Annotated in this window: 13 protein-coding genes, 2 tRNA genes and 1 pseudogene; 14 read left to right on the top strand and 2 right to left on the bottom strand. The window is 41.4% G+C overall.

Annotation, left to right across the window (positions count from 1 at the left end):
- From H6G75_RS12370 to H6G75_RS12310, 13 genes and pseudogenes are all read left to right on the top strand, one after another.
- A pseudogene (locus H6G75_RS12370) lies at nt 1-103 on the top strand (IS5/IS1182 family transposase); the annotation flags it as partial.
- Between the two features lie 304 nt (nt 104-407).
- Nucleotides 408-824: a response regulator gene (locus H6G75_RS12365; RefSeq protein ID WP_190980245.1), complete on the top strand. Its 417-nt coding sequence runs from the start codon at nt 408-410 to the stop codon at nt 822-824.
- 178 nt (nt 825-1,002) lie between these two features.
- Nucleotides 1,003-2,460 carry a signal recognition particle protein gene (ffh, locus tag H6G75_RS12360; protein ID WP_190980243.1) on the top strand — a complete coding sequence of 486 codons (1,458 nt, stop codon included), beginning with the start codon at nt 1,003-1,005 and terminating at the stop codon, nt 2,458-2,460.
- A gap of 250 nt (nt 2,461-2,710) precedes the next feature.
- Complete coding sequence (gene rpsP / locus H6G75_RS12355; protein WP_062292058.1) at nt 2,711-2,971, top strand: 30S ribosomal protein S16; 261 nt, start codon at nt 2,711-2,713, stop codon at nt 2,969-2,971.
- Nucleotides 2,934-3,371: a KH domain-containing protein gene (locus tag H6G75_RS12350; protein WP_190980240.1), complete on the top strand. Its 438-nt coding sequence runs from the start codon at nt 2,934-2,936 to the stop codon at nt 3,369-3,371. Before rpsP ends, H6G75_RS12350 begins: the two co-directional genes overlap by 38 nt.
- A 166-nt stretch (nt 3,372-3,537) precedes the next feature.
- Nucleotides 3,538-3,714 (top strand): 30S ribosomal protein S21, encoded by a 177-nt coding sequence (gene rpsU / locus H6G75_RS12345; RefSeq protein ID WP_062292053.1) that lies wholly within the window; start codon nt 3,538-3,540, stop codon nt 3,712-3,714.
- A gap of 249 nt (nt 3,715-3,963) precedes the next feature.
- Complete coding sequence (locus tag H6G75_RS12340) at nt 3,964-4,917, top strand: PhoH family protein (protein WP_190589429.1); 954 nt, start codon at nt 3,964-3,966, stop codon at nt 4,915-4,917.
- 56 nt (nt 4,918-4,973) lie between these two features.
- Nucleotides 4,974-5,378: a ChuX/HutX family heme-like substrate-binding protein gene (locus H6G75_RS12335; RefSeq protein WP_190980238.1), complete on the top strand. Its 405-nt coding sequence runs from the start codon at nt 4,974-4,976 to the stop codon at nt 5,376-5,378.
- A gap of 90 nt (nt 5,379-5,468) precedes the next feature.
- Complete coding sequence (locus H6G75_RS12330) at nt 5,469-6,266, top strand: DUF6816 family protein (RefSeq protein ID WP_190980236.1); 798 nt, start codon at nt 5,469-5,471, stop codon at nt 6,264-6,266.
- Between the two features lie 87 nt (nt 6,267-6,353).
- Nucleotides 6,354-8,171 (top strand): ABC transporter ATP-binding protein, encoded by a 1,818-nt coding sequence (locus tag H6G75_RS12325; protein WP_190980233.1) that lies wholly within the window; start codon nt 6,354-6,356, stop codon nt 8,169-8,171.
- 150 nt (nt 8,172-8,321) lie between these two features.
- Nucleotides 8,322-8,404 (top strand) — tRNA-Tyr (locus H6G75_RS12320).
- Nucleotides 8,405-8,492: 88 nt separating this feature from the next.
- Nucleotides 8,493-8,564 (top strand) — tRNA-Thr (locus tag H6G75_RS12315).
- 28 nt (nt 8,565-8,592) lie between these two features.
- Nucleotides 8,593-9,081 carry a macro domain-containing protein gene (locus H6G75_RS12310; protein WP_242051517.1) on the top strand — a complete coding sequence of 163 codons (489 nt, stop codon included), beginning with the start codon at nt 8,593-8,595 and terminating at the stop codon, nt 9,079-9,081.
- 116 nt (nt 9,082-9,197) lie between these two features.
- Here H6G75_RS12310 and msrA read toward each other — a convergent pair whose 3' ends face one another.
- Nucleotides 9,198-9,866 (bottom strand): peptide-methionine (S)-S-oxide reductase MsrA, encoded by a 669-nt coding sequence (gene msrA / locus H6G75_RS12305; protein WP_190980231.1) that lies wholly within the window; start codon nt 9,864-9,866, stop codon nt 9,198-9,200.
- 142 nt (nt 9,867-10,008) lie between these two features.
- On the bottom strand, nt 10,009-12,315 hold the full coding sequence (locus H6G75_RS12300) for a recombinase family protein (RefSeq protein ID WP_190980229.1): 2,307 nt from the start codon (nt 12,313-12,315) through the stop codon (nt 10,009-10,011).
- Nucleotides 12,316-12,394: 79 nt separating this feature from the next.
- Between H6G75_RS12300 and H6G75_RS12295 the strand changes: the two genes are divergently transcribed.
- Nucleotides 12,395-13,732 (top strand): proton extrusion protein PcxA, encoded by a 1,338-nt coding sequence (locus H6G75_RS12295; protein ID WP_190980227.1) that lies wholly within the window; start codon nt 12,395-12,397, stop codon nt 13,730-13,732.
- Nucleotides 13,733-13,829: the final 97 nt, after the last annotated feature.

The following is a 13,829-nucleotide window of genomic DNA, read 5'->3' as shown; positions in this document are numbered from 1 at the left end:
GTACCATCGTTTGAGTAAGGATTACGAACGTCTTCCTGAAATGAGTGAAGCTGCTATATATGCCGTTATGACTCGTATTATGTTACGTCGTCTAGCCGTCTAAAGATTTACTTTATAAATGGTCTCTAAAGAAATAAAGCAATTTCGCTCTCTAGACACAGATTTTTAAAATCACGCTGATTAAAATTAAGTTAATAATTTTTAATTTTCTACCTACAACCTATATTCATATAATATAAATATATTAGTTACAACAACTAACTTGATATCTAAAATATCCATATTTTTTACCAGATACAAAACCGAAAATTTGTATATCATAATTATTGATATTTGTAAAACTTGGATGATTTATATTTAGCTTTTTAGTTCAAAAATCAAGATTTATTATTTATTAAATTAATTTGATGATGAGCGAAAAAATCAACAATAAAAATCCTCATATTCTTGTATGCGATGATTGTCAGGTAACTTGTCTGTTATTACAAATAATTTTAGAAACAAATGGTTATCAAGTTACTACAGTCTTGAGTGGAGAAGAAATATTGCAAGAAATAGCATCTCAAGAATTTGATTTGCTTTTACTAGATGTCACAATGCCAGGAATGGATGGTTATGAAGTTGCTTACCGCATCCAACAAAATCGCAATTGCAAGTGTTTACCAATTTTGTTACTGAGCGGCTATGAAGAAGACACTATCAGAGAAAAGTGCCAAGCCAATGTAACAGGTATTATCCGCAAGCCAGTTGATATGAATGTCTTGTTAGCAGTCGTCAAACAAGCTTTACAATTATGTACCTGTAGCCACACAAGTGCTGCTTAACACTAAATTCTTCACAAAATACGGTTTACCACCCCAAACCCAGTAGGTATCCAGTTGCTCAACTCGGAGTGAAAACTACTAAGCTGGTAGATAGCACGTTAAAACTCTACCGGAAATTCTGCATCGCCTTTGGCGACAATTCCGGCTTCCTCATTGGCTAACTACTTGTAATTCAGATATGTTTGATGCACTAGCAGACCGTTTAGAATCCGCCTGGAAAAAACTTCGGGGTCAAGATAAAATCTCGCAAGCCAATATTCAAGAGGCTTTGCGAGAAGTCCGCCGCGCCTTATTAGAAGCAGATGTCAACCTCCAGGTAGTCAAAGATTTTATTAGCGAAGTTGAAGCCAAGGCGCAGGGAGCCGAGGTGATTTCTGGCGTGCGCCCAGACCAGCAGTTCATCAAAATTGTCTACGATGAATTGGTACAAGTTATGGGGGAAGAAAATGTTCCCCTGGTGGAAACTGAACAAAAGCCGACAATTGTTTTGATGGCGGGTTTACAAGGTACTGGTAAAACCACAGCTACAGCCAAATTAGCTTTACATCTACGGAAATTAGAGCGCAGCTGTTTGTTAGTCGCCACAGACGTATATCGCCCCGCCGCAATTGATCAATTGATCACCTTGGGTAAGCAAATTAACGTACCAGTATTTGAGTTGGGCAGTGATGCTGACCCAGTAGAAATTGCTCGCCAAGGTGTAGAACGCGCCAAAGCCGAAGGTGTCAACACAGTCATCATTGATACTGCGGGTCGTCTGCAAATCGACGAAGATATGATGGCGGAATTAGCGCAGATTAAAGAAACAGTCCAACCCCACGAAACTTTGTTGGTGGTGGACTCCATGACTGGTCAAGAAGCTGCCAACCTCACCCGCACCTTCCATGAACAAATCGGCATTACAGGCGCAATTCTTACCAAGTTAGATGGTGATAGCCGTGGTGGTGCAGCTTTGTCAGTCCGCCAAATTTCCGGCGCACCCATTAAATTTGTCGGTGTTGGGGAAAAAGTCGAAGCCCTACAACCTTTCTACCCTGACCGGATGGCATCGCGGATTTTAGGGATGGGCGATGTTTTGACTTTGGTAGAAAAAGCCCAAGAAGAAATTGACTTGGCAGATGCCGAGAAAATGCAGGAGAAAATTTTGTCAGCAAAGTTTGACTTTACTGACTTTCTCAAACAGCTGCGTTTGTTGAAAAATATGGGTTCCTTGGGGGGCATTCTCAAGCTGATTCCTGGTATGGGTAAGCTGTCTGATGATCAACTCAAGCAGGGCGAAACTCAGCTAAAACGCTGCGAAGCGATGATTAATTCTATGACCAAGCAAGAACGCCAAGACCCTGATTTATTGGCAAGTTCTCCCAGCCGCAGACGACGGGTGGCCAAGGGTTCTGGTTACAAAGAAGCTGATGTAAGTAAGCTGGTATCAGACTTCCAAAAAATGCGATCGCTCATGCAACAAATGGGTAAAGGTAACTTTCCTGGTATGCCGGGAATGTTCGGCGGTGGTGGTATGGGCAACGCCTACGCAGGTGGTCGTCCCGCCGCCCCCGGATGGCGCGGTTATAACGGCGGCGGTGGTGCGAAAAAGAAAAAACCCAAGGATAAGAAGAAAAAGGGCTTTGGGAATCTTTAGAAGAGAGACAAGGGAGATAGGGGAGACAAGGAGGACAAGGGAGACAAGGGAGAACAGTTTTTCATCCCCTACATCCACCCACTCCCAACTCCCCATTCCCAACTCCCTAACTTAATAGCCGCAAACACTAATCAAGTGTTAAAATAAGCATTTCAGCATGGGAAGTAATTAACCAAGGCACTTTCGCCAAGTTACTTCCCAAATTTATCAGCTGCAAAAACCCATACAAACAGGAGAACGATTCTTCAACATGATCAAACTGCGCTTGAAGCGATACGGAAAAAAGCGGGAAGCGAGCTACCGTATTGTTGCCATGAATAGCCTCTCTCGCCGCGATGGTCGTCCTTTAGAAGAACTGGGCTTTTACAACCCCAGAACCGATGAAGTTAGACTAGATGTTCCCGGCATCGTCAAGCGACTACAACAAGGCGCACAGCCCACTGACACCGTACGTCGCATCCTCGTAAAAGCTAATGTTCTTGAACAGGTCAGTGCAAAACCCGCATCATAACTTCAATACGCCATCTTTCGCAGCTAATCCTAACTATGTCGGACTAGTGCGATTTTTGATGCAGCCGTTTTTAGAATCTCCAAATACCTTAAGCGTCGATTGTGAAATTTCTCACACCCTGAAAAAAGCTTGGATTCGCATTGCCTTTGACAGTGCAGATAAAGGCAAAGTATTTGGCCGAGGCGGACGCAATATTCAGGCAATTCGGACAGTAGTTGCTGCTGCGGCAGAACTGGCTGGACAATCTGTATATCTGGACATCTATGGCAGCAGTGCTATGGGGCGAGATGGTATGTCTTTTGAGGAAGACCGCGAAGAGCGACCGCCACTGCCAAAAACTAGGGAAAGACGTGGTAACAACGGGCCTAGTAGACCTGTTGCTAAACCTCGTTTCCGCTAGGTTTAAACTATAAAGAAGGGAAGATGAGGGAGAAAAGTATGAAGTGTGAAGGATGAAGTCTGAAACTTAATTCTTTTGCCTTGTGCCTCCTCTCATTGACCTGATTTCTAAATGCTATTTTTGAATGCAACTTCTAAATATCTCTTTCAGGGGGTGAAATTAGGGAGTGGCTGAAGTCCGTCTAGGTGAAAATGAAACAATTGACTCGGCACTAAGACGTTTTAAAAAGAAAATTCAAAGAGCCGGGATATTATCTGAGGTTAAACGTCGGGAAAGATACGAAAAACCCAGTCTGCGCCGGAAGCGTAAAGCAGAAGCAGCACGTAAAGGCGTTCGCTATTAAGCGATTAACCGCAGTCAATGGTGAAATTTGAGGTGAGTAAGTTTAATTAACTTCAACCTCATCAAAGTAGAGACGCGATCGCGTCTCTGCTTTACTAGACAATATCTCAAACATAAATAGCGCAGCGATGCAAAAGCGCAAAACTAGAAAATAATGTAAAAATAAAGTTAATTAAAAACTGTAATTAAAAATCTAAAGAAGTAATAGACCATTGTTAAAAATAATTCCTCACACATTTAAGAAATAACTATGGCAGATGCTTTAAAGATTCAGCTGCCTAATATTCCGAGTGCGATCGCTCTTGCAGGTGATGGTGAAGAAAATCTCAAAATCCTGTCTCGGCAAACAGGCGCGGTGTTAGTGCTACGCGGACAGGAACTCCAGATTACGGGTACAGATGCCCAAATTAATCTAGCATCCAGGTTGGTGCGATCGCTCGAAGACCTGTGGATTAAAGGCAATACGATTTCTAATGCCGATATTTTAACAGCTCGTCAAGCTTTAGATAGCGATCGTGAAGACGAACTCCAAGAATTACGCCGAGATGTCCTCGCTAGAACTCGCCGTGGTGAAGAAGTCCGCGCCAAAACATTTCGTCAACGCCAGTACATTGAAACCATCCGCAAACGTGATATTACCTTCTGCACCGGGCCTGCTGGTACAGGTAAAACATATCTCGCCGTTGTTGTCGCTGTGCAAGCACTCCTCGCCAACCAAGTAGAAAAGCTGATTTTAACTCGTCCAGCCGTCGAAGCTGGTGAAAGATTAGGCTTTTTACCAGGAGACTTACAGCAAAAAATTAATCCTTATCTGCGTCCACTTTACGATGCCATTTACGAATTTATTGATGCTGAAAAAGTCCCCAATTTAATAGAACGCGGCATTATTGAAGTTGCACCACTCGCATATATGCGCGGACGTACCCTAAATCATGCTTTCATAATAGTGGATGAAGCTCAAAACACCACACCTGCACAAATCAAAATGGTTTTGACGCGGTTGGGTTTTCGTTCACGGATGGTGATTACAGGCGATACAACACAAACAGATTTGCCCCATAATCAACAATCAGGTCTATCAGTTGCTTTAGACATTTTAAAACACGTCGAAGGCATTGGTTTTTGCGAATTTACCCAAAAAGATGTAGTGCGTCATCCTCTAGTGCAGCGAATTGTTGCTGCTTATGAAAAATACGAAAAATAGTCACTGGTCGAACATTACCAAATAACCAATGACACATAACCAAGGAAAAATTAATTATGAATGCAAATTTAAAAGAATTTTTAGAAGCCTGTGAAACTTTAGGAACTTTACGTTTAATTGTTACCAGCAGTGCTGCTGTATTAGAAGCACGCGGCAAAATCGAGAAGTTATTTTATGCCGAATTAGCCAAAGGTAAATATGCCAATATGCACACCGAAGGCTTTGAATTTCACCTGAATATGGACAAAATTACTCAAGTGAAGTTTGAAACAGGTGAAGCAAAAAGAGGCAACTTTACAACTTATGCCATCCGGTTTTTAGATGATAAACAAGAACCAGCTTTAAGCTTATTTTTGCAATGGGGTAAACCAGGAGAATACGAACCCGGTCAAGTAGAAGCTTGGCACGATTTAAAAGAGAAATATGGCGAAATTTGGCAGCCTTTACCAGTAGAATTATAATTCACGTGTCATCGGCTGTAGGTTGGGTAGAGCGACAGCGAAACCCAACATCGATATTAGTGTAATAACTTTAATTAATTACAAATTACAATGAAGGCAATTTGTAGTTTTTGCTTGGTTATTTTATTTCTGCTGGGATGGAGTGGAAATGCAATAGCAGGTGAGTTATCTGAACGTTTAGAGAACTTTCCTCAGTGGGAAAAATTAACTTCTGTACAACCAGCTTCTGGAGATTTGGCTTATCCTGAATGGATGACTGGTACTTGGAAAGTTACAAGTACATTGGTCGATTTAGCAGCACCCTTAGCACCCGATATTGTTACCCCTGGGTTTGAAAGTAACCGTAAACAACTTAATCAACCTGTAAGTTTTATTGTCAGATTTATTAAACAAAAACCATCAATAAAAGTAGGCTTAAATTTTATTCCACAAATCAATAATTTACAACCAATTTTAGTAGCAGATAGAGCATTTAATAGTTTAAATTTGGCTAAAGCTTATTTAGGTGAAGATGCGGTATTATCTGTCAAAGTAGATCCAGATTCGCCTAATCGTCAAATCACATTTTTACGCGGTGAACGGCAATTAGTCTCTATTGTGACAGCACGCGCTACAGAAAGTATATCTGAGCATAAATACATCACTACGGAAGTATTTCAACAACTATTTAAAGGTGGTTCTCGCCCTTATTTTAATTCTGTAGAGTCTACAACTTCTTACCAGAAATTGACGACAAATCATCCCACAATTGAGGCTGATCAAGTTACTGCTGTCTATCTTTCACCCCAAGATGCAGATTATTTTCGAGCGAATTCTCGACCTGTTGCGCTGTATCGTTATCGCCTTGAATTTTTTCCGGTCGAAATTCCTCATCCCCCAGAAGAATGATTTAGTATATTAGTGCTTGACTATTCTGTAGTACGTATGTAGTATAATATTCCAAGCTCACGATCGCGCTCTTGGACAGTATAGATCATGGCAAAATTTCGAGATATACTCACTTATTTTCATCCCCACTGGAAACTGAGTCTTCTCAGTATTACGGCATCGAGCATTTACGAAATTATTGATTTGGTTGTCCCTTATGCGATTGGGCAGATTTTAAATGTTTTGTCTAACCAACCGTTAGATAAACCTCTACAAAGTGCGATCGCATCTATCTCTGAAGTTAGCAATTACCCAGTTGGTAAAACACTATCTTTAACGGTTTTACTCGGACTCATTTTTATAGTGACTGTAGTGAGAGCGCCTACACAACCTTGGTTAACAGTGTGGTTTCACTGGGATATTGCTTTAAAGTCGCGGCGGGATAAATCTCAAACAGCTATAGAAAAAATCCTCTCTTTGCCCCTAGAATTTTATGATGTAAATAACCCTGGACGGATTGCTGGCAGAGTAGCTAGAGGGATTTCTAACCTTACTTGGACATATCCAGAAATTGCCGGACAGTTAATTCCTAAAGTGCTGCGTTTGATAGGAATTTTTGTATTTATTGTAGTGACTGAATGGCGAATTGCAATTTTATACATGATTTCTTTCGTAATTATCCTCGCCTTTAGTTTGAAAGAATTAAGGCGAATAATTTGGCACGAAAGTCGCTTGGATAAATATATGGAAGATACCGAAAGTCGGACTTCCGAAATCATCACCAACATCAAAACGGTGAAAGCATTTGCTACCGAATCTAAGGAATTAAAACGACAAAAACAACGTTTAAATCGGGAGCTAATAGTAGTTGATTACCGCATCCACAAAAATTATACAAAACTGGTAGCTTGGCAAAAAACAGTCATCCAGTTTTGTGTATTTATGATTTTAGGTTTAACTTTAGCAGCAACAGTAAATGGTCGCATTTCTCTTGGTCAGTTTGTCATGATCTTGACACTTTCGAGTATGGCGTATGCTGAACTAGAACCGATTAGCACTGTGGCAGAAGTTTTTGCTCGACGCTATTCTTCTATGTTGCGGTTTCACGAATTTTTGGAAGAGCCAACAGGTTCTGATACATCGAGTATGTTCGTAGAAAATGAAGCCGAATCGCCTTATAAATTTACTGGCAAAGTGGAATTTTCTCAGGTGAGTTTTGGTTATCTTGCTAACCGTCCAGTTCTGCAAGATATCAACTTATTGATTGAACCTTACCAAACAGTCGCTTTAGTTGGACGTTCTGGTTCTGGAAAATCAACTTTAGTAAAACTGCTATTGCGGTATTTTGAACCTCAAGATGGTCAAATTCTGATTGATGGGCAAGATATTCGTACCTTAGATGTAGGTAACTATAGACGCAGATTAGCGATCGTTCACCAAGAGGTAGATGTTTTTAACGGCACTATTTTGGAAAACCTCACATACGGTAGACCAAACGCTACCTTTGAAGAGGTGCAAGAAGCCTGTAAGATTGCCAGAGTTGATGAGGTGGTACAGGTGCTACCCCAAGGCTATAAAACCGTTGTTGGGGAACGTGGAGTCAGGCTATCTGGCGGACAAAGACAGCGCCTCGGAATTGCGAGGGCGTTGTTAGTTAAACCAGATGTGCTGATTTTTGATGAAGCTACCTCTAGCTTAGATTATGAGTCAGAACGTTCCATTCAATTAGCTATGCGAGCGATTCAAGGGACTTGTACCACAATTGTGATTGCTCACCGTTTGAGTACAGTCCGTGAAGCTGACAAGATTGTAGTGTTAGAACAAGGCAAAATCGCCGAAGTTGGTAGCCACGAAGAACTGTTGCGTCATGAAGGTATTTACCAACGCTTACACTCTCTCCAAGAAACCGGCGAACTCTTGAGTTAATCTCAAGTTGCAATCAAAGATAGTAAGTAACCTAGGGTGGGGATGATTATCCTCACCCTACACACATCTCTAGGAAATGACTAAAAATTTTTCTCACTCCCCTTGCAGTTATTAAAATCTACTGCTAAGATAATAAATCGTGGGACATGCGGGTCGGTGTCCGAGTGGTTAATGGAGACGGACTGTAAATCCGTTGGTTTACGCCTACGCTGGTTCAAATCCAGCCCGGCCCACCTTCTCAAAGTAAAATTATGAGTTATAATGACTGCGTATTCAGCAGAGTTAACAGCATTATAGCTCATAACTCCGAAGATAATTTCTGCCCGTGTGGCTCAGTGGTAGAGCACACCCTTGGTAAGGGTGAGGTCACGAGTTCAATCCTCGTCACGGGCTTTTAAGGTTACTGAAAATAAATATTTCTATGTGGGTTAACATAGTCATGTTTGAATTTAAGCTAGGCAACCTATTGGAAGAGAAAACCGAAGCCCTAGTTAACACAGTTAATTGTGTTGGTGTCATGGGTAAAGGCATTGCCTTGCAATTCAAGCAAGCTTATCCTGAAAATTTTCTTTTATATAAACAAGCCTGTCGCGCTGGTAAAGTCCAGACTGGAAAGATGTTTACAGTAGCAACAGGTAGCTTACTAAACCCCAAATACATCATCAACTTCCCCACAAAACGCCATTGGAGAAATAATTCAATGATAGAAGATATTCAAAGTGGGCTGGTGGCTTTAGTACAACAAGTACAGGAATTAGGGATTAAATCAATTGCAATGCCCGCATTAGGATGTGGTAATGGTGGCTTGGCTTGGGCTGATGTTAAGCCATTGATAGAATCAGCTTTTGCCCAAATACCAGATGTACAGGTAATTATTTTTGAGCCGTTACCCCAAAATAGTACACGATAGTGGACTGGCGATCGCAAACTCGCAAGCGTAACCCTGTTCATCCCGTTTTATAAATACACCCAAGGTTGGGTTAAGCATCATATAACCCAACCTTGTATCTTAAAAGGGAATTGATATTACTTCACTTCCGCTTCAAATACACCTACCGGACAAGCAACGTTTGTCCCGCCCAAACCACAATAGCCGTTGGGATTTTTGGCTAGGTATTGCTGATGATAAGCTTCAGCGTAGTAAAATTCTGGCGCATCGAGAATTTCTGTGGTGATTTCGCCATAACGCGCCTTGGTTAGTTCTTGTTGATAAGCGTTTCGTGATGCTTCGGCTTGCTGCTTTTGGCTTTCAGAATAGACGTAAATCCCGGAACGGTATTGTGTGCCAACGTCGTTACCTTGGCGCATTCCTTGGGTGGGGTTGTGGCTTTCCCAAAAAACTTTGAGAAGTTGAGCATAACTAATAACTTGGGGGTCAAATACAACGAAGACGACTTCATTGTGACCAGTCATACCTGTACATACTTCTTCATAAGTGGGGTTGGGTGTAATTCCGGCTGCATAACCAACAGCAGTGGTATAAACGCCCGGTAGTTGCCAAAATTTACGTTCCGCACCCCAAAAACAACCTAAACCAAACATCGCCGTTTCCATACCTGCGGGGAAAGGTGGTTTCAGGGCATTGTTATTTACATAATGATGAGCAGGTACAGGCATTTCCTTTGACCGTCCTGGCAAAGCTTCTTCAGCAGTAGGAATATTCAGCTTTTTTTTACCAAATCCAAACAGTACCATAGCGTCTAACTCTAAGGTTTGATATACATTCTCAGTGTAGTTAATATTCTAACGATTCTGGCGATCGCTACGGATTTACCAATTTTGGATTTTAGATTCTTGTTGATGTCCAGATTTCTCCTTGGGAAAATTTGGTTAAGCTTCAAGCTACTTTGGAAATGACGGATACACAGGTATGTACCAAGGGTAGGAGTGGCCCTAGTTGTTCTTGGCCGTTAACGGCTAAATCACTGTGACACAAATAAACTTTTTCAGATACACGCGAGAGTAAGTCTGCCAAAATTCGCCGTAGTCTTTCTTGTTCGGTAATTTTTTCATCTTCGGCTGTCCAAGGTTCGCCTAACCTATCTCGCAAGAATAAAGGCGCACCAAATAATGTCGCTGCACCACCTTTTGCCCATAATGGTGAACCAGCATCTAGCCAAAAATGCCAACGATGCGATCGCCGACTCGAACGATATTGGAAAATAGTTGCTAAAGTGACTGCTTTTCTCGACAAGCCAATAGGACGCAACGGATAAGGATTGGCAGTAATCGTACCACGTCGCAACAATTGAATAAATTCAGCCAAGGTAGTGCTTGCTGAGTGCTGAGAGGGAATAGACAAGGCAGAGGGGGTAGACAAGGTAGAAAGATTGCTCCCTTGTCCCCCTTGTCTCCCTTCTCCTCCTGCCTCCTGCCTCAACCTAGTATCAATTTCCCAATAATGTTGGGCAGTTTCTAGCAATTCGCGCAGGGCTGCCATTTGGTCATAAGGTGGGTTGCTGTCTTTACACAAAAAGTCTTGAATTGCCAGATATAACAGTGAAATGGGGCTAGGAATTAAACGCTGTTCTTGTTGCGATCGCTGTTTTTCAATCCACTGTAATATCTGACTGTAAGCTGTGGTTGCAGCATAGCCAATTCTATCCCAGCGTTCAAAAGAAGTGACAGGTAATAAATTGGGTCTATCGGGATGAGGTACAAAGCAATAATCAGCAATTAACCCAGCACGTACTGGGTCAATATAAGTGCTGAGTATGGAGTGCTGAGTGCTGAGTGCTGAGTGCTGAGTTAATATTTCTTCCTTGTCTCCCTTGTCTCCCCCCTCCCCCTGCCCCCTGCCCCCTACCCCCTGCCTCCTACTCAACACTACCAACATCTCAGCCACCGCATCTCTGTCTACCAAGCGTCCCAAGCCGGGATAAACGAGTGCCAGCATGGTTAACAATGCCCGAATCATTGGTGAACTAACTAAGGGGCGTTGGTCGTTGAGTGATTCTACGGGGATGTTTTGCTTGGTGAGAATTTCGGTGATGGTGTAACGAGCGATCGCATCCAAACCAGGTGCTATGATGGCAATTTCTTCTGGTTGTATTCGTCCTGACTTAATCGCTTTGCCAATAACCTCGGCTGTGGTTCGCAGCAGTTCAGCACGGGAGGTAGTTTGAATTGATTGGACTGTTGCAGGTAGCTCTAACATCACCATTGGTTGAGTGATAAATTCTACCATTGGTCTAGCTAGGTTCTCTGCTAAGGATGGTGTTGCTGGTGTAAACAAAGTTTCTAAGCGACAATGCCTCGCTAACCCTTCCAAATAATTGGGGTCAGCCCCCAAACCCAAACGTATAGCGCCATCAGGGTTGTAAGTAAATGCACCAACAGCACCCTGTTGTAAAAGTGTTTCCAATAATTGTCGGGTTGCGGCTGGATAATCATCAACATCATCGGCTAATATGGCTTGATACCGTTGGCTGAGACGTTCTTGATAATGGCGATCGCTTAACAAGTGCTGCGTGTAGAGTTCAGTTATAATCCCATAAGTGAGCAAGCCTCGCTCTAAACACCAGTTACGCCAATCTAGTAGCAAAGATGCTAAAAATTCCGGCTCTAGATTTATGCCATTTTCCTCTAAACCGCTTTGTAAAACTTCAGCAATTCCTTCACAAGCTGTACCACTGTAAGCAGCTAATTGCAATAAGTCCAAAATTCGTCTTACTAAACGGTATTCGTTCACTCCCGCACGCCGCAGAATTTCTGCATCGATTTGCTCACGCCAGAGTTTTGTTGCTAATTCCTGTTCGGTTTCTGGGCGCAATCTTACCGGAAATTGTGCCTTGAGATGCAGCAACTCAATTAGTAAAGGCCAAAATAAAATAACTTCATCTTGAAAAAAACCCAAGGGAGTTTTAGCACGAATGGGATATTTTCCTAAAGTTTTTGTAACAATTTTGTCCGATAATTCACGACGATTGTCGTCATTTGCTGCTAATACTAAAACTCCAGGTTCTGTTTGCTTTAAAACAAAAGGTTTCGTAATGGAATTGTTAGATTTTTTTCCAGCTTTTTTAGTATAAAATAATCCCAAGTTGTGATTTTCTATTTGTAGCCAACGACAAAAATGTTCTACCAAACGAGTTGTCTTACCACTGCGGCTATTGCCGACAATCCAAACAGAATGTGAAACCACAAACTTTCTCCTTCTCGATTTCGTTAGTATATCTTGTGCGTTAACTTAGGGTTAAGAATCACTAGAAAAGGCTGGATAATTGCCTACAATGAATAATTTCGCTTTTAGCCAAAAAATTTACTCTTACTTACTAGCTGCTTACCGTTGGTACTTATTAACACCACAGCGTTCTCTTGATGAGGCTTATCAAGCAGCCTTACAAATTAAATCAATCGAAGATGAGCATTTCAACGGTAGAAAGATAGATGCTGACTCAAGTAGTTACAGCAGCAGTATGATGGATTATTTTGAGTCAGACCTTAAAAAACAATTAAAAATTGCGCGGATGCGGCTCACGGAATTTCGCGCCAGCCGTTGGTTTTCTAACGAATCTAATCAAAAAGCAGCACGAAAAACAGGTATAGAATATCCCAGTGCGGAGATAATTTTAGAAAAATTAAGATTTATTGATGAAGTCATATCAAAATATACCGTACCTGATATTGAAACTAATTTTGCCATAGTTAACCAACCAAAGATAGTCAAAGTTGATGAGGTTGCTACGCCAAAATCACCCACCCCATTAGCTCCACAATTACCCAATAAAAATCTAGAAACTAAACAAAAACCACGGCGAAAAGCTGATACAACGGGTGTATTGCCTCGCTCAATTTTAGGAACTATCAGTCGTTTACAAGTTGAATTAGACCCAAATTCTGAGCAGGATGTTGTTAAAAGTTTTCGGCAAGCTCAAAGAAGAACTATCATATCAATCAGATTTATATTATTACTAATTATTGTACCTCTTTTAGCACATCAACTATCAAAAGCTTTGATTGTCGGGCCATTAATCACCCATTTTAGACCAGCAGAAACAGAAAATGTCTTCCTAAATTTTGAAATGGAAGAGGAAGCTTTATCAGAGTTACAAAGATTTGAAGAAAGAATTAGATTTGAAAATTTAATTGGCATTACACCGCCTTTGAATCCAGAAGCTATAGAAGAGAAACTCAAAGAAAAAGCCGCAGAAATTGCGGCAGAATTTCGTGGTGAAAGTGCCAATGCAATTAAAAATGTTTTTGCCGATATTTTCTCGGTAATCGCTTTTGTTTGGTTGCTGCTGGTGAGTAAGCAATCTATTGCAGTGCTGAAAGATTTCTTTGATAATCTTGTCTATGGTTTGAGTGATAGTGCCAAGGCGTTTATTATCATTTTGTTTACTGATGTATTTGTGGGATTTCACTCTCCCCACGGTTGGGAAGTGATTTTAGAAGGTGTATCGCGCCATTGGGGTTTACCAGCTAACCGCGATTTCATCTTTTTGTTTATTGCAACATTTCCAGTCATTTTAGACACGATTTTTAAATATTGGATATTCCGTTACCTCAACCGGATTTCGCCTTCTGCTGTGGCGACTTATCGCAATATGAATGAGTAGTTTAAGAGGGAATGGGGAGTAGCAAAGTCTCAGGTACTTAGCAAAAAAATATAGCAGTCCTATTTGATAGATGAGCAAAATAGACAAGGCAGACAAG

Origin of the sequence: Nostoc sp. FACHB-280 (genome assembly GCF_014697615.1) — a bacterium.
Lineage (GTDB): Bacteria > Cyanobacteriota > Cyanobacteriia > Cyanobacteriales > Nostocaceae > Nostoc_B.
This window is presented reverse-complemented; position numbering and strand designations above follow the sequence as displayed.

Bases quoted from the DNA above. Each gene is read 5' to 3' on its own strand.
- H6G75_RS12365 (WP_190980245.1), top strand. From the start codon at position 408: ATGATGAGCGAAAAAATCAACAATAAAAATCCTCATATTCTTGTATGC.
- ffh (WP_190980243.1), top strand. From the start codon at position 1,003: ATGTTTGATGCACTAGCAGACCGTTTAGAATCCGCCTGGAAAAAACTT.
- rpsP (WP_062292058.1), top strand. From the start codon at position 2,711: ATGATCAAACTGCGCTTGAAGCGATACGGAAAAAAGCGGGAAGCGAGC.
- H6G75_RS12350 (WP_190980240.1), top strand. From the start codon at position 2,934: ATGTTCTTGAACAGGTCAGTGCAAAACCCGCATCATAACTTCAATACG.
- H6G75_RS12340 (WP_190589429.1), top strand. From the start codon at position 3,964: ATGGCAGATGCTTTAAAGATTCAGCTGCCTAATATTCCGAGTGCGATC.
- H6G75_RS12335 (WP_190980238.1), top strand. From the start codon at position 4,974: ATGAATGCAAATTTAAAAGAATTTTTAGAAGCCTGTGAAACTTTAGGA.
- H6G75_RS12330 (WP_190980236.1), top strand. From the start codon at position 5,469: ATGAAGGCAATTTGTAGTTTTTGCTTGGTTATTTTATTTCTGCTGGGA.
- H6G75_RS12325 (WP_190980233.1), top strand. From the start codon at position 6,354: ATGGCAAAATTTCGAGATATACTCACTTATTTTCATCCCCACTGGAAA.
- H6G75_RS12310 (WP_242051517.1), top strand. From the start codon at position 8,593: ATGTGGGTTAACATAGTCATGTTTGAATTTAAGCTAGGCAACCTATTG.
- msrA (WP_190980231.1), bottom strand. From the start codon at position 9,866: ATGGTACTGTTTGGATTTGGTAAAAAAAAGCTGAATATTCCTACTGCT.